The following is a 25,973-nucleotide window of genomic DNA, read 5'->3' as shown; positions in this document are numbered from 1 at the left end:
ATATACGATGAAGATTTCCATGAATGATCAGGCCGCAGCCGATCTTGGCTCGATGGCGAAAGGCGACGAGGATGCCGCGCGGATTTATGCTGCGCTGGGCCATCCCGTGCGTATCGCCATTTTACGGCAGCTGATCCTTGAGGACGCCTGCTGCTGCAAGGATATTGTCGGCAGGCTTGATCTCGCCCAATCCACCGTTTCCCAGCATTTGAAGGTTCTCGTGACCGCAAGGCTGATCGACTATCGACCCGAACGCCAGTCTTCGCGCTACAGCGTCAACTGGCAGCAAATCAATGCCATTCGCACCCACCTTGCCGCATTCGCCGGTGGTTGTTGCACGTTATGATCTGACCCGAAAGAACGCCTGATGAGTTCCTCCAAAACGGTTTCTGCCGAATCCGGCGAAACATTCAAGACACTGCGCAATCTCTGGCCCTATATGTGGCCGGAGGACAGGCCGGACCTGCGCATGCGCGTGGTGTGGGCGACGTTCTATCTGGTTATTTCGAAGATCGTTCTCATTCTCGTTCCCTATTTCTTCAAATGGGCGACGAATGCGCTGAACGGACAGTTGCATGCGCCGGGCTATGTGCCGCTTTTCCTGACCGGTGCGGTCATGCTCGTGGTGGCCTATAACGGATCGAGGATCGTGCAGGCCGGTCTCAACCAGCTGCGCGACGCCTTGTTCGCCAGTGTCGGCCAATATGCGGTGCGTCAGCTCGCCTATCGCACATTCGTGCATATGCACCAGCTTTCGCTGCGCTTTCATCTTGAGCGGCGCACGGGCGGTCTTTCACGCGTGATCGAGCGCGGCACGAAGGGCATCGAAACCATCGTCCGCTTCACTATTCTCAACACGCTGCCGACCATTCTGGAATTTGCGATGACGGCGGTGATCTTCGCGGTCTCCTACGGCATTTCCTATCTGGTGGTCGTGGCGGCGACGGTCTGGTTCTATACGTGGTTCACCATCAAGGCGAGCGACTGGCGCATCAACATCCGTCGCGAGATGAACGATTCCGATACGGATGCCAATACCAAGGCCATCGACTCCCTGCTGAACTTCGAAACGGTGAAGTATTTCGGCAATGAGACGATGGAAGCCAAGCGCTTCGATGCTTCCATGGCGCGTTATGAAAAAGCTGCGACCCAGACCTGGACCTCGCTCGGCTGGCTGAACTTCGGTCAGGCAGTGATCTTCGGCGTGGGCATGGCGATTGTCATGGTGATGTCGGCACTGGAAGTGCGCGCCGGAACGCAATCCATCGGCGACTTCGTGTTCATCAATGCGCTGTTGATGCAGCTTTCCATTCCGCTCAACTTCATTGGTTTCATCTATCGCGAAATCCGTCAGGGTCTGACCGATATCGAACAGATGTTCGACCTGCTCGATGTGAAGCAGGAAGTGAGCGACAAGCCGGGCGCCAAGCCGCTGCAGGTTGACAAGGGCGCGATCCGCTTTGATGACGTGCACTTTGCCTATGATTCCAACCGTCCGATCCTCAAGGGCATCAGCTTCGAGGTTCCGGCAGGCAAGACGGTGGCGATTGTCGGGCCTTCGGGCGCAGGCAAGTCCACGATCTCGCGGCTGCTGTTCCGCTTTTACGATATCCAGTCGGGTTCGGTGACCATCGACGGGCAGGATGTGCGCGACGTGACGCAGGAAAGCCTGCGCAAGGTCATCGGCATGGTCCCGCAGGATACGGTGCTGTTCAACGACACCATCGCCTATAATATCCGCTATGGCCGCACGGATGCGACCGAGGAAGAGGTGGAGAAGGCGGCTGAAATGGCGCAGATCTCCCGTTTCATCCAGCATCTGCCGGATGGCTACAAGGCCATGGTCGGCGAGCGCGGGCTGAAACTTTCGGGCGGTGAAAAGCAGCGCGTTGCGATCGCACGCACGATCCTGAAAGCGCCGCCGATCCTGATCCTTGACGAAGCGACCTCGGCGCTGGATACGGCGACGGAGCAGGAAATCCAGTCAGCGCTGGATATTGTCAGCCGTGGCCGCACGACACTGGTTATCGCGCACCGTCTTTCGACGGTCATTGGTGCGGATGAAATCATCGTGCTCAAGGACGGTTTGATCGCCGAGCGCGGCACGCATCGCCAGCTTCTGAAGCACAAGGGCCTGTATGCCTCGATGTGGGATCGTCAGCGCGAGGCCGACGAGGCCGAAGAGCGCCTGCGTCAGGTTCGCGAGAGCGACGATATGGGCGTGGTCGTGCGCGGTACGCCTGCGGCGGAGTGATCACGCCACCTGACAGTCGTGCATAAATTGCGAAATGCATTTTGAGATTCCGGGAGTCATGCGCTACATACGGCTAAAGCATCTTGCGGCCAAATGGGAACATTTGGCGTCGCATAAATGCGGCCCGAGCAACGATTTAGAGCGCCGGTCTGGTGAAGCCAGATCGGATGCGCTCTAAATACGAGGAACAAGCGATGAGCCTGACTGACACTATCCGCAACACTTTTGTGCCGATTCACCGGGAAGGCTATCCGTTCATAGCGGGCTTCTTCGTGGTTTCGCTGATCCTTGGCTGGTTGTGGAACCCGCTGTTCTGGATCGGTATGGTGCTCACAGTCTGGTGCATCTATTTCTACCGCGATCCCGAACGCGTGACGCCGATGGACGACGAGCTCGTCATCAGCCCGGCTGACGGCAAGGTCTCTTTCGTCGGTCCGGCTATTCCGCCTGCGGAGCTTGATCTGGGCCTCGAGCCGCTGATGCGCGTTTCCGTGTTCATGAATGTCTTTTCCGTGCACATCAACCGTTCGCCGGTTCGTGGTCAGATCGTCAAGGTCGAGCATCGCCCGGGCAAGTTCCTCAATGCGGAACTGGACAAAGCCAGCACCGAAAATGAACGCAACAGTGTTCTGATCGAGAGCCCGCATGGCAAGGTCGGCGTGGTGCAGATCGCCGGTCTGGTGGCGCGCCGCATCGTGTGCTGGTCGAGCCAGGATGACGATCTGTCGGTTGGCGAGCGTTTCGGCCTTATTCGCTTCGGTTCCCGCGTTGACGTTTATCTGCCTGCCGATGCGACGGTTCGCGTTGCCGTGGGCCAGACGGCTGTTGCCGGTGAAACGGTGCTTGCCGATTACGGCAGCAACCGCAGCGAACCCGTTGTCCGGATTGCATAGACCATGGGAACACCCTTTCCGCCTTTTGAGCCCAATGGCCGCGTGGATTCATCCCGCGGCCCAAAGCTGTCGCAGATACCACTGCGTATCGTTATTCCGAACCTCATCACGGTTCTGGCCATCTGTGCCGGTCTGACCGGCATTCGTCTTGCCTTTGAAAACCGCTTTGAACTGGCCGTCGCCATGGTGCTGGTCGCCGCATTTCTAGACGGCATCGACGGACGTGTCGCGCGCATGATGAAAGGCTCGTCGAAATTCGGCGAGCAGATGGATTCACTCGCCGATATCGTCAATTTCGGCGTTGCGCCCGCGCTGGTGCTCTACGCATTCATGCTGGATCAGGCGCGTTCCTTCGGCTGGATTGCCGGTCTTCTCTATGCGATTGCCTGCTGCCTTCGTCTGGCGCGCTTCAATGTGATGCTGGAAGACCCGAACCGGCCTGCCTGGCAGAGCAATTATTTCATCGGCGTGCCTGCGCCCGCTGGCGCCATGCTGGTGCTGCTGCCGGTTTATCTCGGTTTCCTCGGCCTGACGCCTTCGCGCGGGCTGGCCTTCGGCGTTGCCATTTATACAGTGGCTATCGCGTTCCTGCTGGTCAGCCGCCTGCCGGTCTATAATGGCAAATCGGCGGGCAGCCTCGTGCGCCGCGATATCGTCATGCCGCTGATCCTCTGCGTGGTCGTCTACGTGGCGTTCCTGATGAGCTTCACATGGCAGACGCTCAGCCTGACGGCTCTGGTCTATCTGGCTTTCCTGCCGTTCAGCCTTGCTGCTTGGAACCGCCGCGAGGCTGCGGATCGTAAAGCGGCAGAAGAACCGGCGGCCGATAGCGAAGAAGAAAAGCCGTCTGCGTCAGAAGACAACTGACGGCATTTTTGTCAGAATGAACTCAACGCGCTCCTCGACCGAAGCTTTCGGCAGGAGCGCGATTTCATATCCGAACCGGCGATAGGTTGTTTCCATCGCTGTGAATGTTCGCACAGCCTCATCGAAATCCTGTTTGCGCTCGGCATCCTGCCCGAAAATCTCCGGCCATGGCGGGGCGAGAAACACTGTTTTGTTATAACGAATCTGCTGCGCAGCCGCTTCCATATGCGAAGGCACGGGCAAGCTGCAGAGCGAAAGATAACCGATCACATCCGGCACGCCGCGATCGAAGAAGACCGGCCCAGAGTGGCGCTGTGCCAAGCGATGTGACCGCATTTCCCACGACAACATGAGCTCGGCAAAGAGCGCGCGGTCGTCCCAGGGCAGAGCCGTGCCACCGATGGCAACCTGATCCTGAATGATGGCGCGCCCGGCTTCCACGGTACGCGCAAAACCTCGCTGTTCGAGCGCATCGATCAGCGTGCTCTTGCCCGATCCGGGGCCGCCGCTGATGACGAGGTAACGTGCTTGGTTGTCAGCCATTCTGTTCTCCAGACAATGAATTGCGTTGCGGCGTGCGAAAGCGCATGCCGGTGACGATGGATTTCTTTGGGAGGGGAGAGGGGAAAAGCCCGCTAAAAAAGCCGAAGACAAGGCGGCGAGGGGGCAAGTATTTATAAAATAACGCTGGCCTTGCGATTGACAAGGCCAGCCTAAGAGCCTGTTCCAAAAGTCGCCCTGTGTGGCTGCAAATGGCAATTTTCTACATTCCGGTGCTCACGTACTAATAGTACGCTCCGCTCCGGTACTCGAAAATCACCATTTTCGCACACACATGCCGCTTTTTGATTCAGGCTCTAAGAGCATTACGACGGCATAGGATAATCGAGGAAGCGGTCCTGACGGACGTCGAACAGCTTGCCTGTGACGTCGAGCGCCGGATCGGCAAGCTTGACGATCTTTTCGGCCACTTCCTGCGGTGTCGGCAGAGTGTCCGGGTCTTCGCCGGGCATGGCCTGCGCGCGCATGGCGGTGCGGGTTGCGCCGGGATTGACCGAATTGATGTTGAGGGCCATCTGCTTGGTCTCTTCAGCCCAGCTGCGGGCCATGACCTCGACAGCCGCCTTGGAGGCAGCATAGGGACCCCAGAAGGCGCGGCAGCTATGCGCAACGCCGGATGAAAGCAGAATGGCGCGTCCGGCATCGGAAAGACGCAGCAGCGGGTCTGTCGAGCGGATCAGACGCCAGACGCTCGTCACGTTGACATTCATGACTTTTTCGAAGGTCTTTGCTTCAACATGGCCGATCGGCGAGATGGTGCCCAGCACGCCCGCATTGGCGACCATGATATCCAGCTTGCCCCAGCGCTCGTGGATCGAGCCGCCAAGGCGGTCGATGGCTTCCATATCGGTGATGTCGAGCGGCACCAAAGTCGCGCTGCCGCCGAGCTTGCGAATATCGTCGTCCAGCTCTTCAAGACCGCCGACAGTACGCGCAACGGCGATCACATGCGCGCCGCGTTTTGCCAGTTCCAGTGAAAGAAAATACCCAATGCCGCGCGATGCGCCCGTTACCAAGGCCAGCCGGCCCGTAAGGTCGATTGTCATTCCGTCCCCAATGACTTTTTATGTGAAGGATTGGAGCGGCCCGCAGGCCGCCCAGTTCGCGAATTTGCGTTAGCCGTTGCTGGCCAGCAGCGACAGCGTGTGGATGTTGCTTTCGCCTTCCTGATCGAGAAGGCGGGTCGGGTAATCGCCCGTGAAATAGTGATCCGTGAAGGCAGGCGCGTTCGGGTCACGCGGCTTGCCGCCGACTGCCTTGTAGAGACCGTCGATAGACAGGAAGGCCAGCGAATCCGCGCCGATGTAACGGCACATGGATTCCAGATCTTCATGCTGGTTGGCGAGAAGCTTGTCGGCATGCGGCGTGTCGATACCGTAGAAATCCGGATGATAGATCATCGGGCTTGCCACGCGCATATGCACTTCCTTTGCGCCGGCATCGCGCATCATCTGCACGATCTTGACCGAAGTGGTACCGCGCACGATGGAATCATCCACCAGCACAACACGCTTGCCTTCAATCATGGCGCGATTGGCCGAATGCTTCAGCTTCACACCCAAGGCGCGAATCTGCTGGGTCGGCTCGATGAAGGTGCGCCCGACATAATGGTTGCGGATGATGCCATATTCGAATGGAATGCCGCTTGCCTGCGCAAAGCCAAGCGCCGCAGGCGTGCCGCCATCGGGCACCGGCACGATGACATCGGCTTCGACACCGGCTTCACCAGCCAGTTCGATGCCCATATTCTTGCGTGCGACATAGACGCTGCGTCCGCCGACAACCGAATCCGGACGGGCGAAATAGACATATTCGAACAGGCACAGACGTTCCGGCTGCGGGTTTTCCGCCTTGATGGACTGGGTCGTGATCGAGCCGTCCTGCTGGATTTCGCAGACGATTACTTCGCCATTTTCGACATCGCGAATGTATTTCGCGCCGATGATTTCGAGGGCACAGGTTTCCGAGCAGAAAATCGGCTTGCCATCCAGTTCGCCCATGACGAGCGGACGAATGCCGATCCGATCGCGTGCGGCGATCAGCTTGGTGCGGGTCAGGGCCAGCATGGCGTAGCCGCCTTCGACCTGACGGATCGCATCCACAAAACGGTCGGAAGACGAGGCGAAACGCGAACGGGCGATCAAATGCAAAACGACTTCCGTATCGGAAGTCGCCTGAAAGATCGCGCCAGAGGCGATGAGCTGTTTGCGCAGCGAAATGCCGTTGGTGAAATTGCCGTTATGGGCAATGGCAATGCCGCCGACTTCCAGTTCAGCGAAAAGCGGCTGCACATTGCGCAGGATCGTTTCGCCGGTCGTGGAGTAGCGCACATGGCCCATGGCGCGGTCGCCGGGCAGGCGGTTCAGCGTGGCGGCGTCGGTGAAATGATCCCCGACGAGGCCCATATGGCGTTCGGAGTGGAAGCGGCGATTGTGATAGGACACAATACCGGCGGCTTCCTGCCCGCGATGCTGGAGGGCGTGCAGACCGAGCGCTGTCAGCGCTGCGGCGTCCTCATGACCCAAAATGCCGAATACACCACACTCTTCATGCAGGGTGTCGTCATCCAGCATAAAGGAAGTCTCATCATGCGATTGTTGGAACATTGTCCGCAAGGCCTTTCGATTGCGGGTTGTTAAAAACAACATTTACATGAAAGGACGCCGTTTTGAAAGCGATCCCTTGAACCCGCGTCAGTTAAGCTGATCATATAGGCCTTCATTGGGGCCAAAAACAGATGAAACCGGCACAAGCCGGTTTCAATTTTTTAAATCAGGTGCTGATTATTGCTGTGCTGGCGCGTCATCCGGAACAGGCGCTTCTTCCTGTTCGCCAGTGGCTGGTGCGTTGCGCTGCGGCTTGAACTTGTCGACCATCGATTCCGGGTCGGCAGGCAGAAGATTGCGCAGCTGTTCGCCGAAGGAATCGAGCATCGGCTTCGATTTCGCATTGGTGATCCAGGCAGGCTGGTTATCCGGCACCGCCCAGTTGAAGAACAGCATGGCGACGACCATCAGCAGAACACCGCGTGCCGCGCCGAACAGGAAGCCCAGCGTGCGGTCGAGCGCGCCGATGCGGCTGTCGATGATGAAGTCCGCGATCTTCATGGTGATCAGCGAAACGACGATCAGCACCACGAGGAAAACCGCAGCCATGGCGGCGATCATCGCAAGGGTTTCGTTGTTGATATAGGGCTTTATATAGGGCAGCACCGGCTTATAGAATAGGAAAGCGGCAGCTGCGGCCGCAGCCCAGGATACGAGCGACAGTACTTCGCGGGAAAAACCGCGCACCATCGCCAGAACCGCTGATACCAGCGTTATCCCGAGTAGAATTCCATCAAGCATGGTTATGGGCATTCTGGCCTGTCCTTAGTTTTTCGCGCAAGCGTTCCGGTGCGCAGGGCAGTCAAAGACGCGGAAGCTTACCACTGGAAGGTTGACAGAATCTTCCAGCTTCACATTCCCGATTTCTACTTCTTTCCGGCACCCGCCGCGGCAATGCGTGCAACGAGGTCGGGCAGGGCGGCTGTTTCCATAAGACGGAAGCTGCGATCTTTCCAGAGTTCGCCGCTGCCGCTTGGTACTTCCGCCTGCCGGAAGCCGAGTTTCTCTGCTTCCTTCAATCTCTGTACTGCATGCGTCACCGCACGAACAGCACCGGAAAGGCTGATTTCGCCGAAATAAACACAATCTGGCGGAAGGGCAATACCGGCCATCGAGGAAACAAGCGCCGAGGCAACCGCAATATCGGCCGCCGGTTCGCTGATCCGATAGCCGCCCGCAACATTCAGATAGACGTCATGCTGGCCAAAACGCACCCCGCAATGCGATTCCAGCACGGCGAGGATCATTGCGAGACGCCCGCCATCCCAGCCCACGACAGCACGGCGCGGCGTGCCGAGAGAGGAGGGGGCGACAAGGGCCTGAATTTCCACCAAAACCGGGCGCGTGCCTTCCATGCCAGCGAAAACCGCAGCTCCCGGTGCTTTTTCGTTGCGTTCGCCGAGAAAAAGCTCGGACGGATTGGACACTTCGCGCAAGCCGCCATCGGACATTTCAAAAACGCCGATTTCATCGGTGGGGCCGAAGCGGTTCTTCACCGTGCGCAGGATGCGGTAATGATGCCCGCCTTCGCCTTCGAAATAGAGAACGCCATCGACCATGTGCTCGACCACGCGCGGACCGGCAATCTGGCCGTCCTTGGTGACATGGCCGACCAGCACCACCGCAGCGCCTGTCTGCTTGGCGTAACGGATCATCGCCTGCGCGGAGGAACGCACCTGCGTGACCGTGCCGGGCGCCGAATCCGCCATATCGGTCCACAAGGTCTGGATCGAATCGATAATCACCAGATCGGGGCGTTTGCCGTCGGAAATGGTGGCGATGATGTCTTCGACATTGGTTTCGGCGGCAAGCTCCACCGCCGATGTGGCGACGCCGAGACGCTGCGCGCGCAGGCGGATCTGCGCGACGGCTTCTTCGCCCGAAACATAGACGATGCGGTGGCCGCGATTGGCAAGGGCTGCCGCCGCCTGCGTCAGAAGCGTGGATTTGCCGATGCCGGGATCGCCACCGATCAGCAGTGCCGAACCACGCACGAAACCGCCGCCGGTCACCCGATCGAGTTCGCTGATGCCGGAAATAATGCGCGGGGCATCTTCAATGTCGCCAGAAAGCGAGGTCAGCGCGACGGCGCGACCCTTGCGCTTCGACAACATGGCGCCCGGACCGGAACCGATGCCGCTATTGGTGCCTTCCTCGACGAGCGTGTTCCACTCGCCACAGGAATCGCACTTGCCCGCCCAGCGCGTATGCACTGTGCCGCAATTCTGGCAGATGAACTGAATGCGCGCCTTGGCCATCAGAGACGCGCCTTTTTCGAAGAAAGACTATTCATACTGCTCCGGGAGATAGGAACCCTCGGCCAGATCTGCAAATCGCGTGAATTCGGACTGGAAGGCGAGCTTGACCGTTCCGGTCGGTCCGTGACGCTGCTTGGCGATGATGACATCGGCAGTGCCGCGCACTTTTTCGAAATGCTGCTTCCATTCTTCGTATTTCGGGTCGAATTCGTCGCGCGGTTCAAGGTTCTTGACGTAATATTCCTCACGGAACACGAACAGCACCACGTCGGCGTCCTGCTCGATCGAGCCCGATTCACGAAGATCGGAGAGCTGCGGGCGCTTGTCGTCGCGGCTTTCCACCTGACGCGAGAGCTGTGAAAGCGCAATGATCGGAACGTTCAGTTCCTTGCCGAGCGCCTTCAGGCCGGTGGTGATCTCGGTGATTTCCTGCACGCGGTTCTGTGCCGAGGCCTTCGACGAGCCGGTCATCAGCTGAACGTAGTCGATCACCAGAACATCAAGGCCGCGCTGACGCTTGAGACGACGGGCGCGGGCGGCCAGCTGCGCGATGGAAATACCACCGGTCTGGTCAATATAGAGCGGGATTTTCTGCATCACCTGCGAGCAGGCGACCAGCTTTTCGAAGTCGGTTTCGGTGATATCACCACGGCGGATTTTCGAGGACGACACTTCCGTCTGCTCGGAAATGATACGGGTTGCGAGCTGTTCCGCCGACATTTCGAGCGAGAAGAAGCCGACGACGCCGCCATTCTTGGCTTTTACCGTTCCATCGGCCTGCTGGTCCGGCTCATAGGAATTGGCGATGTTGAAGGCAATATTGGTGGCGAGCGAGGTTTTACCCATGCCTGGACGTCCGGCGAGGATGATCAAGTCGGAAGGCTGCAAGCCACCCATCTTGCCGTCCAGCGTATGAATGCCGGTCGAAACGCCCGACAGGTGGCCATCGCGCATGAAAGCAGCATTGGCCATGTCCACAGCGGTGGTCACGGCATCCTTGAACGGCAGGAAGCCGCCATCGTAACGGCCGGTTTCGGCCAGTTCGAACAGGCGGCGTTCGGCGTCCTCGATCTGCTCCTGCGGTGCGTTGTCGACCGCTGCGTCATAGGCGACATTGACCATGTCCTCGCCGATCCCGATCAGCGCGCGGCGGGTCGCCAGATCGTAGATCGCGCGGCCATAATCCGCAGCATTGATGACGGTCACGGCCTCGACGGCCAGACGCTGCACATATTGGAATATGGTCATATCGCCGACCTTGCCCTCGGGCAGAAAGGTCTTCATCGTAATCGGATTGGCCACTTTGCCGACGCGGATGAGATCGGTGCTGATCTCGTAGATACGGCGGTGCAGCGGCTCGAAGAAATGGGTCGGCTTCAGAAAGTCCGATATGCGGTAAAAGGCATCGTTGTTGATCAGGATTGCGCCCAGCAATGCCTGTTCCGCTTCGATATTGTGTGGTGCTTCCCGATAGAGTGCGTCCTTCTGATCGCGCACATCCTCGAGTTTGCGTACCGCCGCTTCCGCCATGATTCTTGATCCTGTCCCTGATGCTGCCAGCTAACCGTCATGTGATGCCAAACGCAACGCGGCTTCGGATGATTCCTGCTGGAAGGGATAAGCTATACCATGATTCACACTGATTCACAGTTTGCGCCTGCGCATGGACGCTATGTTCTTGACGGGCGTTGCCGTGATTAACGGTGGATATTACTCTGCCTCGATCTCTGAAATTCATCTGCCCCGGATCATGCGTGATTCCGGCGGCAGGCCCTTCATGCAAAGGTTGATTCATGCGGCATCGTCTGATCGCAGCCGGGCTTTTTTCCTGCCTGGCTTATCTCGCATCGTTTACGGCACAGGCTTCCGCTGCCGAACCGATCAAGGTCAAGGTCTTCATCGCGGCCATGTTCGAGATCGGGCAGAACAGCGGCGATCGCGCTGGCGAGTTTCAATGGTGGTATGAGCGCTATTGGAAAGACGCCAAGCCCATCGAAGTGAAAGGCGCGCTGAAGCCGGTTTATTGCAATGATGACGGTGTCTGCGGCTCGGTGCTGGGCATGGGCAAGGTCAATTCATCGGCCAGCATGCAGGCCATTCTGCTCGATCCGGCCTTCGATTTCTCGAAGAGCTATTACATTCTATCGGGCGTTGCCGGTACGCCGCCATCACGCGGCACCATCGGTGATGTGAGCTGGGCGACCTGGCTGGTCGATTACGATCTCGGCCATCGCTGGGCCCCGGAAGAAGGCAAAGCCGGTGAGCCGGTTTTCATGCCGCGCAAGGGCTATGAGGATTATCGCGTCTTCAAGCTCAATCCCGATCTGGTTGCCGCTGCCATGCACCTTGGCTCGAAGGTGGAGCTGCGCGATTCGCAGGAAGCCCAGAACTACCGCATGCGGTATCCGGACAAGGCCGCGCAGGCCAAGCCATCCCTGAAGACCGGCACGCATATGACCGGCGATACGTTCTTTCATGGCCCGGGCCTGTCGAAAGAAGCGCAGTACATCGCGCATCTCTACGGTGCCGATGATTATCTCGTGACCGAAATGGAAGCGGCTGCGAGCACGCTGGTCATCAAGCGCCAGTTCGGCACGGATCGTATTGCCAGCCTGCGTGGCGCGGTGAATTTCGATCAGGGTAACCCGAATGAAACCACCTTGCAGCATCTCGACCCGGCTCCGGGTCAGACGGCAGGCGGTTTCGCCGAGACGGTGCAGAATATCTATCTCGTCGGTTCGCCGCTGGTCGATGACATTGTCGCCCATTGGGACAAATGGGAGGCCGGAGTGCCGAAGGCCGACTGAAAATAGACACGTGCCGAATAAAGAATGCAAAAGGGCTGCCGTCGCCGGCAGCCCTTTTTAATGGCGTGAACCGGGACTGCCGGATCAGGCATTCATGCTTTTCTTGACGGCGCGGGCCTCGCTATTGGCCCCCTTTGGTGCGCTGTCGAGCCGCTTTAGGCGTTTTTCTTCCGCTTCGATATAGTTGCGCGTCAGCGGAACCGATTCCTGCCGGTGCGCAATCTGGATGTGGAACACCATCATGTTCTGCCAGCGGAAAGCGCTTTCCGATGCGGCAAGATAAAACTCCCACATGCGGCAGAAGCGTTCGTCATAAAGCGCCTTGGCCTGCGCGCGATTGGCCATGAAGGCCTCACGCCAGGCCTTGAGCGTTTCCGCATAATGCAGCCGCAGGATTTCGATGTCGGTGACATAGAGCCCGGCCTTTTCGATATGCGGCAGCACTTCAGACAAAGCGGGTATATAGCCGCCCGGGAAGATATATTTGCGGATGAACGGATTGGTCGCGCCCGGCCCGTCGGCACGCCCGATGGCATGCAGCAGGAACACGCCGTCCGGCTTCATCAGTCGCGCCACATGCTGGAAATATTCCGCAAAATGGCCGACACCGACATGCTCGAACATGCCGACCGAAACCAGCCGGTCGAACTTGTCGTCAATGTTGCGATAGTCGGTCAGCTCGAACTTGGCGCGATCCGAAAGTCCTTCATCCACGGCGCGCTGATTGGCGATGCCGTGCTGTTCTTCCGACAAGGTCACGCCGGTCACATTGGCCTTGAGGTGGCGGGCGAGATACAGGCCCATGCCGCCCCAGCCGCAGCCGATATCCAGCACCTTTTGGCCTTCCTTCACCAGCAGCTTCGCCGCGATATGGCGCTTCTTGGCGAGCTGCGCCTCGGCGAGCGTTGCATTTGGTGTTTCGAAATAGGCGCAGGAATACTGCTTGTCCGGATCGAGAAACAGGTCGTAAAGCTCGCCGGACAGGTCATAATGGCTTTTGATATTGTCGGACGAACGCGCAATCGTGTTCATCTGCTGGAAGCGGCGGAACAGAATGCGCAGCTTTGCCAGCGCCTTCATCCAAGGCTCAGTCGCGGCGGTCGGCCCGGTATTTTCGAATACGATCTGGAGCAGCGTGTAAATATCACCGTCCAGAAAGTCGATCTCGCCGTCCATGAAGCATTCGGCGAGTTTCAGTTCGGGGTCGAGCGCTACGGCGCGCTCGGCGTGCTTCGTCTTGAAGTGTATATGAACCGGCACACCGGTCTTGTCGCCATACTGTGAACGCGCACCACTAGAATCGGTGACCGTCAGGTCTCCGGTTTTAATCATATGCGAAAGAACAGTACGCATCATTCCATACATCGGCCCCATCTCCTTTTATGGATGAGGCAGGCGTAGCATCCATGCGGTTGCATGGCAGGCGGCTTGTGTATCCTCTTGTCGAGCCACACTGTCATTAGATTTTCAGGCAGTGGTCCATCAGGTCTACCGGCCTTGGGAACGCTGTCTTAAGCAACGCGGACGTTTCCGTCTGCACCCTCTCCAATTCATTACCAAGGAGAAGAATAGGCAGTTTTCCCGTTCTGGAAAGAGAAAATGCCCGGCGGAGGCCGCCGGGCATGATCATTTAAAGTTTACCACCATTGGAACGCCTATTACGAAAACAGGCTTTCTGGAGATAATAGGTGGCTAATTAAGCCTGGTCTTCAGCTTCTTCGTCTTCGTCGAAGACTTCTTCCGAAAGCGGGGCTTCTTCGATGCCGTAGATGGCTTCGATCGAGGTGAGGTCTTCACCCTTTGCCTGACGTTCAGCTTCTTCGTTCGAACGAGCGATGTTGACGGTCACTTCAACCTGAACTTCCGGATGCAGCGAAATCGAAACTTCGTGCAGGCCGATCGTCTTGATCGGATGGTTCAGTTCAACCTGGTTGCGGTGCAGGGTGAAGCCGTTTGCGGTGATGATGTCGGCGATGTCGCGGGTCGAAACCGAACCGTAGAGCTGGCCGGTTTCACCAGCCGAACGCACAACGATGAAGCTCTGGCCGCTGAGCTTTTCAGCAACGGCGCTTGCTTCGTTCTTGCGCTCCAGGTTCTGGGCTTCGAGCTGAGCGCGCTGGCCTTCGAACTTCTTCTTGTTGGCTTCGTTGGCACGAAGAGCCTTGCCCTGCGGGAGCAGGAAGTTACGGGCATAGCCGTCCTTGACCTTGACGGTTTCGCCCATCTGGCCGAGGCGGCCAATGCGTTCCAGAAGAATGACTTCCATTGGAGTTTCCTTTCGAGTGTTTGATTCGGGTTACTGTTGTTTATCGGTGCTCTTGTCGCTGCCCGGAATTTTCGAGATCGGCGCGCCACGCGACGTATCGAAAAGGCCGACAACCATGAAGACGAAGAGCAGGAATGCGAAGAGAATGATCGCAAGATAGGCAAACCACAGCGCCACCGGGCGCCATACCTTGCCGCGTGTGCGCATATGCATGATGGCAAGACCTGCCATCATGAAGCCTGCGCCGAGTGCGCCCACCACGACGGTTGCCACCAGACCGGCGGCGCCCGAGAAGAAGGCGACAGCAAGCGCGATTGCGAAAACGATCAGCGCCGGGCGCGGCATGCGCAGCGTTGCGGGCCAATCGTCACGCGGACGGCGCAGACGGCCCGACATGGCGGTCAGGCGCAGCGCCAGATAGAGATTACCGACCAGAATGGCGAGGCAGGTGGCGGGCTGGATCGCCGGAAGGGCGAACATCAACAGCGCCGACATCGTGTCGCGCATTTCATCGCTGGCGGTGAATTGTGGGTCAGCTTCCGCAACGCGGTCGATAACCGTATTGGCCAGTTCCCGCGCCATATCCGGGCCGAAGCCGAGAATTGCACCGATGACGACGAAGGAGACCGCAACCATCAAGGCGAGGCGGAAAACGATATCCGACAGCGGATACCAGACCATCACGTCCTTCGGTCCGCCCAGTTCTTCGGCGGGACGCGCAAGACCGGACAGATAGGCGCCGACGGCGGCAGGGACATAACTCGTCAGCGCCATCAGCAGGGCAGCCATCGGAACGGCAAAAACGCCGACAGCGACGGTTGCGACGGCTGCTGCAACGATACCGGCGGTGGAACCCCAGCCGAGTGCCGCAACGAAAATGGGAAGCGGTGTCAGGAAATACAGAACCATCGCCATGCCCGACTGGACAATGACGCCGGACGACATCAATGCCGAGGCAAGCCCCGCCAATATGCCGACACCAACTATGGTTCCGTTGAATTTCATCAGTCTCGCTGTCCTGCTCCGGCTATTCCGGTTTTGCAGTTAGAGACGGCACGAGGGCTGCGTCTCAACTTGGGTTTTTAGTACACTCCGTCGCGCCCATCGCAATGGAGGAAAGGGGGTCCGGGAGGCAAACTCTGAAGAGAATGCCTCCCGAAGAAGTCTTACTTCACCCGATCTTACTTCACAACGTAAGGCAGCAGGCCGAGGAAACGAGCGCGCTTGATCGCCTTGGCGAGTTCACGCTGCTTCTTCTGGCTGACAGCCGTAATACGGGAAGGAACGATCTTGCCGCGTTCGGAAATGTAACGCTGCAGAAGCTTGATGTCCTTGTAGTCGATCTTCGGTGCGTTTGCGCCGGAGAACGGGCACGTCTTGCGACGGCGATGGAAAGGACGGCGGGTCGGGATCTGATTGATATCAACCATGATTATGCTCCTTCACCAGCTTCGTTGTCGCGTGGGCGACGTGGGCCGCGATCACCGCGATCACCGCGATCGCCACGATCACCGCGGTCGAAACCACCTTCACGGCGGCGCGGACGGTCATCACCATCACGCTCGCGACGGTCGTCACGGCGGGTCAGCATAGCCGACTGGCCTTCTTCGTGTTCTTCAACGCGAATGGTCATGAAGCGCAGGACGTCTTCATTGATACGCATCTGACGTTCCATTTCAGCAACGGCAGCAGCCGGAGCGTCGATGTTCAGAAGCGTATAATACGCCTTACGGTTCTTGTTGATACGGTAGGTGAGGGGACGCAGACCCCATGCTTCGACCTTACCGACCTTGCCGCCATTAGCTTCGAGGACACCCTTGTACTGTTCGACGAGAGCGTCGACCTGCTGCTGGGAAATGTCCTGGCGGGCAAGAAGCACATGTTCATAAAGAGCCATTGGCTTTGCCTTTCTTCGTTATATCACGCCGACACCAGCGGCTAAGCCCCTGCGACTTCTCTTTTGCCGGAAAACCGGTGAAGAAAGGACGCGTACTTGAGACGGTCGAGAGCGGAGACACGGGAGGCAGAAGCGCTTATGACTTCCAACGTATTTCTAACTAAATCATTAGTTAGGGACACGGCCCTCCGTTCAGCCCCCAGCTGGTGCCGAGCAATGAACGGGCGGCTATTACGTGTTTTTCCCCTTGTTTGCAAGCGCGATATCCCCGAAAAACCGACAAATGCTTGACTTTTCGCCCAAGGCTAAGGCACATCGCGCCAAATTGTGCATTAATTGCAGGGCATGTCGGCGAAAACGGATACCGGTTTCGACATTATCATATGCTTAAAACCAGAATGAGGCATCAATGGCGGTAGCATTTACCTTTCCCGGACAGGGCAGCCAGGCGGTAGGCATGGGCAAGACCCTGGCCGAACAGTTCGCGGAAGCGCGCGCCGTCTTTGACGAAGTGGACGCAGCGCTCGGCGAAAAGCTGTCCGCCACCATGTTCGAAGGCCCGGAAGATGTTCTGACGCTCACCGCCAATGCACAGCCTGCGCTGATGGCCGTGTCGATGGCCGTCCTGCGCGTCATGGAAGCACGTGGCTTCTCGCTGAAGGAAAAGGTTTCCTACGTGGCCGGTCACTCGCTGGGCGAATATTCGGCGCTTTGCGCTGCCGGCACATTCTCGCTTGCCGACACGGCGCGTCTCCTGCGCATTCGCGGCAATGCGATGCAGAAGGCTGTTCCGGTTGGTGAAGGCGCGATGGCTGCCATCATTGGTCTGGAACATGGCGACGTTGAAGCGATCTGCACGGAAGCCAAGGCTTCCGGTTCTGTTCAGATTGCCAATGACAATGGCGGCGGCCAGCTGGTGATTTCCGGTTCCAAGGCTGCGGTCGAGCTGGCGGCTTCGCTTGCGTCCGAGAAGGGCGCGAAGCGCGCCATCATGCTGCCGGTGTCCGCACCCTTCCATTCGACCCTGATGGCGCCTGCCGCCGAAGCGATGCGCGAAGCGCTGGCCAGTGTCGAAAAGCACAATCCGGTTGTGCCCCTTATCGCCAATGTGCGCGCAGCGCCGGTGACCGACGCCAACGAAATTGCCGATCTGCTGGTTGAGCAGGTGACGGGTCAGGTGCGCTGGCGCGAAACCGTGGAATGGTTTGCCGCCAATGGCGTGACTTCGCTTTATGAAGTAGGTTCGGGCAAGGTTCTGACCGGTCTGGCGCGTCGCATCTCCAAGGATGTGTCTGGCGCTGCCGTTGGTTCGGCTGAAGAAATCGAAGCAGCGCTTGCTGCTCTCAACGCTTAAAAGGGATTTCGCATGTTTGATCTGACTGGCCGCAAGGCTCTCGTAACCGGTGCGACCGGCGGTCTGGGTGAAGCGATTGCTCGCGCGCTCCATGCACAGGGCGCTATTGTCGGCCTGCATGGCACGCGCGAAGAAAAGCTGAAGGAACTGGCCGCCGAACTTGGCGATCGTACTTTCATCTTCCCGGCCAATCTGTCGGACCGCGAAGCCGTCAAGGCGCTCGGCCAGAAGGCGGAAGAAGAGCTGGGCGGCGTTGATATTCTGGTCAACAATGCCGGTATCACCCGCGACGGCCTGTTCGTGCGCATGAGCGATGAAGACTGGGATGCCGTTCTCAACGTCAATCTCACCTCGGTTTTCAACCTGACGCGTGAGCTGACCCATCCGATGATGCGCCGCCGCAATGGCCGCATTATCAACATCACCTCCATCGTCGGCGTGACCGGAAATCCGGGTCAGGCAAATTATTGCGCATCGAAGGCGGGTCTTATCGGCTTCTCCAAGTCGCTGGCGCAGGAAATCGCGAGCCGCAATGTGACGGTGAACTGCATTGCGCCGGGCTTCATCGAATCGGCCATGACCGACAAGCTGAACGACAAGCAGAAAGAAGCGATCATGGCCAATATTCCCATGAAGCGCATGGGCGTGGGCGCTGATATCGCTGCTGCTGTGGTCTATCTGGCCAGCGATCAGGCCGGTTACGTGACGGGCCAGACGCTGCACATCAATGGCGGCATGGCCATGATCTGATCCCCTTCACCCCCCTGAATTATGGTATAAAATACCTTAATAGCGGGGGCGTGACAGGAAAAGGCGCTTTGCCTCGCCCAAGAAGCGTGGTAATGCGCCCATCGAGAGTTGCGGTGTTTCTAATGGAAATGCCGCGATCCTGTTCCGAAAGGAATATCCACAGGATGGCTGTCCGGGCGACATCGCTTGAAGCTGACAGGCATCTTATAACTTGATTACAATCCTGCATGCCGCTAACCAAGGCAGAGCAACAAACACACAGGTCGAGGTTCCGACATGAGCGATACCGCAGAGCGCGTCAAGAAAATCGTTGTTGAACATCTGGGCGTAGATGCCGACAAGGTCACGGAAGGCGCAAGCTTCATTGATGATCTCGGCGCAGACAGCCTCGACACCGTCGAGCTGGTCATGGCTTTCGAAGAAGAATTCGGCGTTGAAATTCCTGACGACGCTGCAGAAACGATCCTCACGGTCGGCGACGCCGTGAAGTTCATCGACAAGGCTTCTGCCTAATCAGAACCAGAGTTGAGGGCTGGGCTCTTCGGATCCCGGCCCTGCCTGTATTCTGAGCTATAGTCTGACATTGCCGGATGCGGCGCCTTTGCAAAGAAGCCGCTCGCGTTCGGGAATGCCAGCAGCTACAACGTACAGAACAGTCTTGTGGATGTCTGTGCGTGCCGTTTTCGGCATTCAAGTGAATTTGCCGGGATGCCAAGTGTCGTCCAAGTTTCGACTGGCTCCTGCGGCAGACTCCGATTTAACGATTGGAGCATCATCCCTTATAACAGGCCCGGACGTTGCATCTGCCGGTGAAAGCCTGCGGGTCGATGCTCGTGACATAACAGTTTTAAGGGGTGGATATGAGGCGTGTCGTCATCACCGGTCTCGGTCTGGTGTCACCGCTTGCAAGCGGTGTGGAAGAGTCCTGGAAGCGGCTTCTGGCTGGCGAAAGCGGGGCTCGCCGCATCACGGAATTCGAGGTTGACGATCTGGCCTGCCAGATTGCCTGCCGCATTCCGGTAGGCGATGGTACCAACGGCACGTTCAATGCCGACCTCCATATGGAGCCCAAGGAACAGCGCAAGGTCGATCCGTTCATCGTCTATGCCGTCGGCGCTGCCGATCAGGCACTGGATGACGCGAACTGGCATCCCGAGAGCGACGAAGATCAGGTGCGCACCGGCGTTCTGATCGGTTCCGGCATTGGCGGCATCGAAGGCATCGTCGAAGCGGGCTACACGCTGCGCGACAAGGGCCCACGCCGTATTTCCCCGTTCTTCATTCCTGGCCGCCTGATCAACCTGGCTTCCGGCCATGTGTCGATCAAGCACAATCTGCGCGGCCCGAACCATTCGGTCGTTACCGCCTGCGCAACGGGCACGCACGCCATTGGCGATGCCGCACGTCTGATCGCTTTTGGCGATGCCGACGTGATGGTTGCCGGTGGTACGGAATCGCCGGTGAGCCGCATTTCGCTGGCGGGCTTTGCAGCCTGCAAGGCGCTTTCCACCAAGCGCAACGAGGATCCGACCGCCGCGTCGCGTCCTTATGACGACGACCGTGACGGCTTCGTCATGGGCGAAGGTGCTGGCGTTGTGGTTCTGGAAGAACTCGAACACGCGCTGGCGCGTGGCGCGAAGATCTATGCCGAAGTGATCGGGTACGGCCTGTCGGGCGATGCCTATCACATCACGGCTCCGACCGAGAGCGGCGAAGGCGCCGAGCGCTGCATGGTTGCAGCTCTCAAGCGCGCTGAAATCACGCCGGACCAGATCGACTACATCAATGCCCATGGCACATCGACCATGGCTGATACAATCGAGCTCGGCGCTGTTGAGCGTGTGGTCGGCGATGCGGCTTCGAAGATTTCCATGTCCTCGACCAAGTCGTCCATAGGCCATCTTCTGGGTGCTGCCGGTGCTGCCGAAGCGATTTTTTCGACGCTGGCCATTCGCGACAATGTTGCGCCTGCGACGCTCAATCTCGAAAACCCGGCAGTTCAGACCAAGATCGATCTGGTGCCGCACAAGGCGCGTGAACGCAAGATCGACGTGGCCCTGTCGAACTCCTTCGGATTCGGCGGAACCAACGCTTCGCTGGTATTGCGCCGCTATTCCTGACCGGCTTTTCCGGTTGGAAAGTCAAAATCTAATAGGAATAAATAAAAACGCGGGGATTTCTCCGCGTTTTTGCCAAAATATAACCGGAAGCGATATTTAAAATCTGCAACAGCGGTTAGGGTAAGCCTGCTTCGGCTGCTTTAGAGCGTCGAAGGCATGAATTGCGGAGAGCCGCTCGGGACGGACAGGTCACGCATTGTTGCGGCGCCGTCTGTCAAGGCCACAGGACCGAGGTGATGGAGTGAATTCAGAGGTAAAGCCCGGGGAACAACCCGGAAACAACTCTGCCGAAGAGCAAGCGAAGGCTGCAAAGCCCGAAACGCCGTCGGAAACGACAGCGGCGGCAAAGCCGTTTGTTCCCAAATCCGCGTCCGAAGCCCTGCGCCCTGAACCTGGCACGCCGCCGCCGCGCAAGCGTTCGCGCCATGCGCGCAGCCAGATCGTCGTGTTCATGAATTTCATGCTGTCGCTGGTCGTGCTGGCTTTGCTCGGCGCATCGGCGCTGTTCTATTTCGGCAAGATGCAGTTCGACGGTCCGGGACCGCTGACTGACGCCACCACTTTCCTGGTCAAGCGCGGCGCTGGCATTTCCGAAGTGACGAACAGCCTCGAAGCCCGCGACATCATCAGCGATGGACGTATTTTCCGGTTCGGCATGCGCGCCTATGGTCACGAAAACGACCTCAAGGCCGGTGAATATGCCATTCCGGCTGGCGCAACCATGCGTGACGTGATGAATATTCTCATCAGCGGCAAGTCGATCATGTATCCGCTGACGGTTCCTGAAGGGCTGACCGTCAAGCAGATTTTCGACCGTATTTCCGCCGATCCGATCCTTGTGGGCGATATGCCGAAGGATTTCCCGCCGGAAGGGTCGCTGTTCACTGACACGCTGCACTTCACGCGCGGCACCTCGCGTACCGAAATCATTGACCGCATGGTCGCTTCGCAAAAGAAGCTGGTTGACGATATTTGGGCGAAGCGCGGCCCGGACCTGCCGGTCAAGGATCGCAATCAATTCGTAACGCTGGCTTCCATCGTCGAGAAGGAAACGGGCATCGCTTCCGAGCGTCCGCATGTGGCCTCGGTGTTCGTCAATCGTCTGAACAAGAATATGCGCCTGCAATCGGACCCGACGATCATCTACGGCCTGTTCGGCGGCGCGGGCAAACCGTCCGACCGTCCGATTTTCAAGTCGGATATCGAAAAACCAACACCTTACAACACCTATGTCATCAATGGCTTGCCGCCGACGCCGATTGCCAATCCGGGCAAGGCGGCACTTGAGGCGGTCGCCAATCCGCTCGACACGCAAGACCTGTATTTCGTAGCGGATGGTACTGGTGGGCATGTCTTCTCGAAGACCTTGCAGGAACACAACGCCAATGTTCGCAAGTGGCGCAATGTGGAACAGCAGAACAGCACTGGTAGTGCCGCTGGTGGTCAGAATACAAATCAGAGCAACGGCCAGAGCGCAGGGCAGTAAAAGCTGCTGAAACGTATCTGTGCGAATTTTTCAGAGCCGGTTGCTGAATAGCGCCGGCTCTGTATGTTTGATTGAATACAGTGTTTTCGCGTGTTGAGGCGAGGCGCTTTGAGTGAGTTTCGATGCACAGGCCGGCCAGTCGCCTCTGTGCACAGTTGAGGGGAACGGACGCATGGCGCTCCAGAGCATGACCGGATTTGCGCGCTATGCAGCGCAGCACGACGGCGCCAATGGCGAGGCGCGCATCGTTTGGGAAGTGCGCTCGGTCAATGGCAAGGGGCTTGATCTGCGCCTGCGTCTGCCACAGGGGCTTGAAGCCGCCGAGCACCCGGTGCGGTCCATGCTGGCGCGCCATTTCTCCCGCGGTAATTTTCAGGCGAGCCTCAGTGTCGAGCGTGCCGACGAGCAGGCCAATTTCGTCATCAACCATGCCATGCTGGCCGAGGTGCTAAAACTTGGCGCGGAATTGCAGGAAAAGCACGGTCTGGCGCCTGCGAGTGTCGATGGTGTTCTGTCGCTGCGTGGGATGATCGATCAGGCGCAGGTTGCGGAAGATGACGATGCCCGCACCGGGCTGGAGGCGGCCATCGTGGCAGCCTTCGAAGGCGCGTTGAAAGCCATTGCCGAGGCGCGGGCGCAGGAAGGCAAGGCGCTTTTCACGATCCTGTCCGGCCATGTCGATACGATCGGCCGTCTGACGGAAGCGGCGCGTCAGGACCCGTCACGGAGCACGGACGCCATCAAGGCGCGGCTGGCCGCGCAGGTTGCGCTGTTGCTCGACGGCCCGCGCGATCTGGATGAAGCCCGGCTCTATCAGGAAGCGGCCTTCCTTGCGACCAAGGCGGACATTCAGGAAGAGCTGGATCGGCTCGACACCCATGTCGCCTCCGCACACAAATTGCTCGCCGATGGCGGGCCGGTCGGGCGCAAGCTCGATTTTCTTTCACAGGAATTTAATCGTGAAGCGAATACACTGTGTTCCAAATCGAACGCGGCGTCGATCACGGCCATCGGGCTGGAACTGAAAGCGGTCGTTGATCAGTTTCGCGAACAAGTACAGAATCTGGAGTAACAGTACATGGCCATCTCTTCAGTTGAAAATGGCGTCGCGCGCAGAGGCTTGATGGTGGTGATCTCGTCGCCGTCGGGCGCTGGAAAATCCACCATTGCCCGGCTGTTGCTGGAAGACAAGAAGATGGACCTTTCGCTGTCGATCAGCGTGACGACGCGCCAGCGCCGTCCAAGCGAGATCGAAGGGGTGCATTATCACTTCAAGACAATTCGCGAGTTCGAGCGCTTGCGCGACAATGACGAACTGATCGAATGGGCAGAAGTGCACGGCAATTTCTACGGCACTTTGCGCGAAACCGCCGAGATTGCGCTGGCCGACGGTCAGGACATGCTGTTCGACATCGACTGGCAGGGCGCTGATCAGCTTCAGGCCAAGATGCCCGCCGATGTGGTGTCGATCTTCATCCTGCCGCCGACGATGCGCGAATTGCAGCAGCGTCTCAACCGCCGTGCGGAAGACACGCCGGAAGTGATCGAGACGCGCTTGCAGAACGCCCGTTTTGAAATCCAGAAATGGGTGAAATACGATTATATCGTCATCAATGAAGACCTCGACCGCTCCTTTGCGGCGATCAAGTCGATCATCGAGGCCGAGCGCCTGCGTCGTGACCGCCGCCCCGGCCTGTTCGATTTCGTGACCGGCCTGCTCGAAGAAGAGCCGGGTATCTGAGCCAGAGCATTAGAGCATTTCCAGCAAAAGTGCGTAGCGCCTACGCAGGGAAATCAGTCCACTGGACTGATTTCTGATCCTGCTTCGATGCGTAGGATAATGCGTAAAAACAAATAGATAGAGCGGTTCCACGATTCCGTTTTAACCGGAACCGCTCTGGCAATAAAACCGCCCTTGAGGCGGTTTTATTTTATGCGATTGCAGACTGCATCAGGCGAGAGCGGCTATGGCGTCCAGACGGGCCTTGTGTTCGGCGCTGATCGTCAAGGCAGCCGCGGCGATATTCTGGCGCAGATGGGTTCTGCGCGATGTGCCGGGGATCAGCAGAATATTCGGGCTGCGTTGCAGCAGCCAGGCAAGAGCCACACTTTGCGGGCTTTCACCCATCTCTTCCGCGACCCGGTTCAGTTCGTCCGTCTGCAACGGGTTGAAGCCGCCCAGCGGGAAGAAGGGAACGTAAGGGATGCCGTCTTCAGCCAGATGGTCGATCATGGCCTCATCGGTTCGGTTCACCAGATTATAGAGGTTCTGCACACAGACGATCGGGGCGATATCGCGCGCTGTCTGGAGTTGCTTTGCGTCGATATTGCTGATGCCGATATGGCCAAGCAGGCCTTCATCCTGCATCTGCCGCATGGCCCGCATGGGCGCGGCAACGTCATCGGCAGGTTCGCCCATCCGCAGATTGACGATGGCGATCTGGTCAAGATCGAGGCGTTCGAGATTGTCATCGACAGAGCGGCGCAGGAAATCCGCATCGCGCTGCAAGATCCAGTTGCCTTTGTCGTCGCGCCGCGCACCAATCTTGGTCACCAGCGTCAGCTCGGCGGGGTAGGGGTAAAGTGCCTCGCGAATGAGGCGGTTGGTCACATAGGGGCCATAGAAGTCGCTGGTGTCGATATGGTCGATACCGAGCGTCAAGGCTTCGCGCAGCACGGCGCGGGCTTCATCAGGGTCGCGCGGTTCACCAAACACATGCGGCCCAGCAAGTTGCATGGCGCCATAGCCCATCCTGTTGACGGAAATCGAGGTGCCGGGAAAGGTGAAGCGACCGGCCGCGGCTGCCGGGCTGCTTTGAATATCCGTTACAGGGGCGGGGGAAGAATGATTGCTCATCTGAAGTCTCCTTTTCCCGAACTATGACTGATCGCATAAGCATTGATAACCGGGCTTGAAGCGGATAGCTTGTTCGCTATGGCGAACAATAGACAGCTTCTTCCCCTCGATGACGTATCGGTCTTTCTGGCGGTGGCCCGTTCCGGCGGCTTTCGCAATGCAGCGCGATGGCTCGGCGTTTCGGCCTCCATGGTCAGCGAGACGGTCTCGCGACTGGAGGCGCGGCTGGGCGTACCGCTGTTGATCCGCACCACGCGCAGCGTTCACCTGACGGAGGCGGGCAGCGCCCTTGTGGAACGGCTTGGCCCGGTGATGGCCGAAGCGCGCGCCGCCCTTGATGAAGCTGCCAGTTCGCAGAACGAGGTGCGGGGCAGGCTGAAACTGAATGTGCCCGGCGCCGTGATGTATGACATTCTGCCGCCGCTGATCGACGGCTTTCTTGCCAAACATCCGGACGTGCAGATCGAGGTCATGGTGGATGATCGGTTCGTCGATTTCAATGCCATTGGCTGCGATGCTGGTATCCGTTATGGCGAGCATCTGGCGCAGGATATGATCGCAGTGCCCATCGGGCCGCGTCAGCAATGGGGTGCGTTGATGGCCGCGCCAAGCTACATAGAAAAACGAGGGATGCCGCAGCATCCAGCCGATGTGCTGGAGCATGATTGTATCCGCATGCGTTTTATCAGCGGCGCGCTGACCGATTGGGAATTCGAGAAGGACGGCGAGATTGTCACGGTCGATCCGCCGGGGCGGCTGATCATCGGCACGACTGGCGTTTGGGGCGCTTTCAATCTGGCGGTGGCGGGACATGGCCTGATCTACAGTTTCCGCAACTGGCTGGAACCCTATCAGCAGCGCGGCGAACTTGTGCCGGTGCTGCCCGACTGGTGGCCAGCTTTTGACGGGCCGCATCTCTATTTTTCGAGCCGTGTCATGCCGAAGCCATTGCGCGCTTTCATCGATTATGTGCGGGCCTTGCCGGAAGACTAACCCC

Annotated in this window: 25 protein-coding genes; 13 read left to right on the top strand and 12 right to left on the bottom strand. The window is 58.4% G+C overall.

Annotated features, from left to right (window positions below):
- The first annotated feature begins 19 nt into the window (after positions 1-19).
- The 4 genes from FHW00_RS10170 to pssA all read left to right on the top strand — a co-directional run bounded on the left by FHW00_RS10170 (position 20) and on the right by pssA (position 4,014).
- Positions 20-346: an ArsR/SmtB family transcription factor gene (locus tag FHW00_RS10170; RefSeq protein WP_445557896.1), complete on the top strand. Its 327-nt coding sequence runs from the start codon at positions 20-22 to the stop codon at positions 344-346.
- A gap of 21 nt (positions 347-367) precedes the next feature.
- Entirely contained in the window at positions 368-2,254 is a 1,887-nt protein-coding gene (locus tag FHW00_RS10165; RefSeq protein WP_078338044.1) for an ABCB family ABC transporter ATP-binding protein/permease, read from the top strand.
- 167 nt (positions 2,255-2,421) lie between these two features.
- Complete coding sequence (locus FHW00_RS10160) at positions 2,422-3,147, top strand: phosphatidylserine decarboxylase (RefSeq protein WP_078338045.1); 726 nt, start codon at positions 2,422-2,424, stop codon at positions 3,145-3,147.
- 3 nt (positions 3,148-3,150) lie between these two features.
- Positions 3,151-4,014, top strand: coding sequence for a CDP-diacylglycerol--serine O-phosphatidyltransferase (pssA, locus tag FHW00_RS10155; protein ID WP_078338046.1), 864 nt, complete (start codon positions 3,151-3,153; stop codon positions 4,012-4,014).
- Here pssA and FHW00_RS10150 read toward each other — a convergent pair.
- The 6 genes from FHW00_RS10150 to FHW00_RS10125 all read right to left on the bottom strand — a co-directional run bounded on the left by FHW00_RS10150 (position 4,000) and on the right by FHW00_RS10125 (position 10,969).
- Positions 4,000-4,557, bottom strand: a complete 558-nt coding sequence (locus FHW00_RS10150; protein ID WP_078338047.1) for an AAA family ATPase — start codon at positions 4,555-4,557, stop codon at positions 4,000-4,002. The two genes, pssA and FHW00_RS10150, sit on opposite strands and share 15 nt — an antisense overlap.
- A gap of 323 nt (positions 4,558-4,880) precedes the next feature.
- Complete coding sequence (locus FHW00_RS10145; RefSeq protein ID WP_078338048.1) at positions 4,881-5,621, bottom strand: SDR family NAD(P)-dependent oxidoreductase; 741 nt, start codon at positions 5,619-5,621, stop codon at positions 4,881-4,883.
- Positions 5,622-5,690: 69 nt separating this feature from the next.
- A complete protein-coding gene (purF, locus tag FHW00_RS10140) occupies positions 5,691-7,181 on the bottom strand; it encodes an amidophosphoribosyltransferase (protein WP_078338049.1) in 1,491 nt (496 codons plus the stop codon).
- A gap of 177 nt (positions 7,182-7,358) precedes the next feature.
- Positions 7,359-7,934, bottom strand: a complete 576-nt coding sequence (locus tag FHW00_RS10135; protein ID WP_078338050.1) for a CvpA family protein — start codon at positions 7,932-7,934, stop codon at positions 7,359-7,361.
- Positions 7,935-8,047: 113 nt separating this feature from the next.
- The gene (radA, locus tag FHW00_RS10130) at positions 8,048-9,439 is read right to left on the bottom strand and encodes a DNA repair protein RadA (RefSeq protein ID WP_078338051.1); all 1,392 of its coding nucleotides are present in this window, start codon (positions 9,437-9,439) and stop codon (positions 8,048-8,050) included.
- Positions 9,440-9,466: 27 nt separating this feature from the next.
- Positions 9,467-10,969 (bottom strand): replicative DNA helicase, encoded by a 1,503-nt coding sequence (locus FHW00_RS10125; protein ID WP_078338052.1) that lies wholly within the window; start codon positions 10,967-10,969, stop codon positions 9,467-9,469.
- Between the two features lie 263 nt (positions 10,970-11,232).
- Here FHW00_RS10125 and FHW00_RS10120 point away from each other — a divergent pair, with 263 nt between their 5' ends.
- Positions 11,233-12,246, top strand: a complete 1,014-nt coding sequence (locus FHW00_RS10120; protein WP_078338053.1) for a purine-nucleoside phosphorylase — start codon at positions 11,233-11,235, stop codon at positions 12,244-12,246.
- An 84-nt stretch (positions 12,247-12,330) separates the two neighbouring features.
- Here the strand turns inward: FHW00_RS10120 and FHW00_RS10115 are convergent, their stop codons facing one another.
- The 5 genes from FHW00_RS10115 to rpsF form a co-directional block, all read right to left on the bottom strand.
- Positions 12,331-13,611 carry an SAM-dependent methyltransferase gene (locus tag FHW00_RS10115; protein WP_078338054.1) on the bottom strand — a complete coding sequence of 427 codons (1,281 nt, stop codon included), beginning with the start codon at positions 13,609-13,611 and terminating at the stop codon, positions 12,331-12,333.
- 331 nt (positions 13,612-13,942) lie between these two features.
- A complete protein-coding gene (rplI, locus tag FHW00_RS10110; RefSeq protein ID WP_078338055.1) occupies positions 13,943-14,512 on the bottom strand; it encodes a 50S ribosomal protein L9 in 570 nt (189 codons plus the stop codon).
- 30 nt (positions 14,513-14,542) lie between these two features.
- Positions 14,543-15,517, bottom strand: coding sequence for a DUF2232 domain-containing protein (locus FHW00_RS10105; RefSeq protein ID WP_113534703.1), 975 nt, complete (start codon positions 15,515-15,517; stop codon positions 14,543-14,545).
- A gap of 176 nt (positions 15,518-15,693) precedes the next feature.
- On the bottom strand, positions 15,694-15,942 hold the full coding sequence (gene rpsR / locus FHW00_RS10100; protein WP_006466219.1) for a 30S ribosomal protein S18: 249 nt from the start codon (positions 15,940-15,942) through the stop codon (positions 15,694-15,696).
- A gap of 2 nt (positions 15,943-15,944) precedes the next feature.
- A complete protein-coding gene (rpsF, locus tag FHW00_RS10095; RefSeq protein WP_078338056.1) occupies positions 15,945-16,409 on the bottom strand; it encodes a 30S ribosomal protein S6 in 465 nt (154 codons plus the stop codon).
- A 409-nt stretch (positions 16,410-16,818) separates the two neighbouring features.
- Between rpsF and fabD the strand changes: the two genes are divergently transcribed.
- The 7 genes from fabD to gmk all read left to right on the top strand — a co-directional run bounded on the left by fabD (position 16,819) and on the right by gmk (position 23,860).
- Positions 16,819-17,763, top strand: coding sequence for an ACP S-malonyltransferase (gene fabD / locus FHW00_RS10090; protein WP_078338057.1), 945 nt, complete (start codon positions 16,819-16,821; stop codon positions 17,761-17,763).
- Between the two features lie 12 nt (positions 17,764-17,775).
- Positions 17,776-18,513 (top strand): 3-oxoacyl-[acyl-carrier-protein] reductase, encoded by a 738-nt coding sequence (gene fabG, locus FHW00_RS10085; protein WP_078338058.1) that lies wholly within the window; start codon positions 17,776-17,778, stop codon positions 18,511-18,513.
- Positions 18,514-18,789: 276 nt separating this feature from the next.
- Positions 18,790-19,026, top strand: a complete 237-nt coding sequence (locus FHW00_RS10080; RefSeq protein ID WP_002963616.1) for an acyl carrier protein — start codon at positions 18,790-18,792, stop codon at positions 19,024-19,026.
- Positions 19,027-19,373: 347 nt separating this feature from the next.
- Positions 19,374-20,633 (top strand): beta-ketoacyl-ACP synthase II, encoded by a 1,260-nt coding sequence (gene fabF / locus FHW00_RS10075; RefSeq protein WP_078338059.1) that lies wholly within the window; start codon positions 19,374-19,376, stop codon positions 20,631-20,633.
- 241 nt (positions 20,634-20,874) lie between these two features.
- Complete coding sequence (mltG, locus tag FHW00_RS10070; RefSeq protein ID WP_078338060.1) at positions 20,875-22,119, top strand: endolytic transglycosylase MltG; 1,245 nt, start codon at positions 20,875-20,877, stop codon at positions 22,117-22,119.
- Between the two features lie 172 nt (positions 22,120-22,291).
- On the top strand, positions 22,292-23,191 hold the full coding sequence (locus tag FHW00_RS10065) for a YicC/YloC family endoribonuclease (RefSeq protein ID WP_078338061.1): 900 nt from the start codon (positions 22,292-22,294) through the stop codon (positions 23,189-23,191).
- A 6-nt stretch (positions 23,192-23,197) separates the two neighbouring features.
- Positions 23,198-23,860, top strand: coding sequence for a guanylate kinase (gmk, locus tag FHW00_RS10060; protein WP_078338062.1), 663 nt, complete (start codon positions 23,198-23,200; stop codon positions 23,858-23,860).
- A gap of 210 nt (positions 23,861-24,070) precedes the next feature.
- Here the strand turns inward: gmk and FHW00_RS10055 are convergent, their stop codons facing one another.
- The gene (locus FHW00_RS10055; RefSeq protein WP_078338063.1) at positions 24,071-24,976 is read right to left on the bottom strand and encodes an oxidoreductase; all 906 of its coding nucleotides are present in this window, start codon (positions 24,974-24,976) and stop codon (positions 24,071-24,073) included.
- Positions 24,977-25,054: 78 nt separating this feature from the next.
- Here FHW00_RS10055 and FHW00_RS10050 point away from each other — a divergent pair, with 78 nt between their 5' ends.
- Positions 25,055-25,969, top strand: coding sequence for a LysR family transcriptional regulator (locus tag FHW00_RS10050; protein ID WP_078338064.1), 915 nt, complete (start codon positions 25,055-25,057; stop codon positions 25,967-25,969).
- Positions 25,970-25,973: the final 4 nt, after the last annotated feature.

This window comes from Ochrobactrum sp. P6BSIII, from assembly GCF_014138065.1.
GTDB lineage: Bacteria > Pseudomonadota > Alphaproteobacteria > Rhizobiales > Rhizobiaceae > Brucella.
Note: the sequence above shows the minus strand (reverse complement) of the source record. Positions and strands in the feature narration are given on the sequence as shown.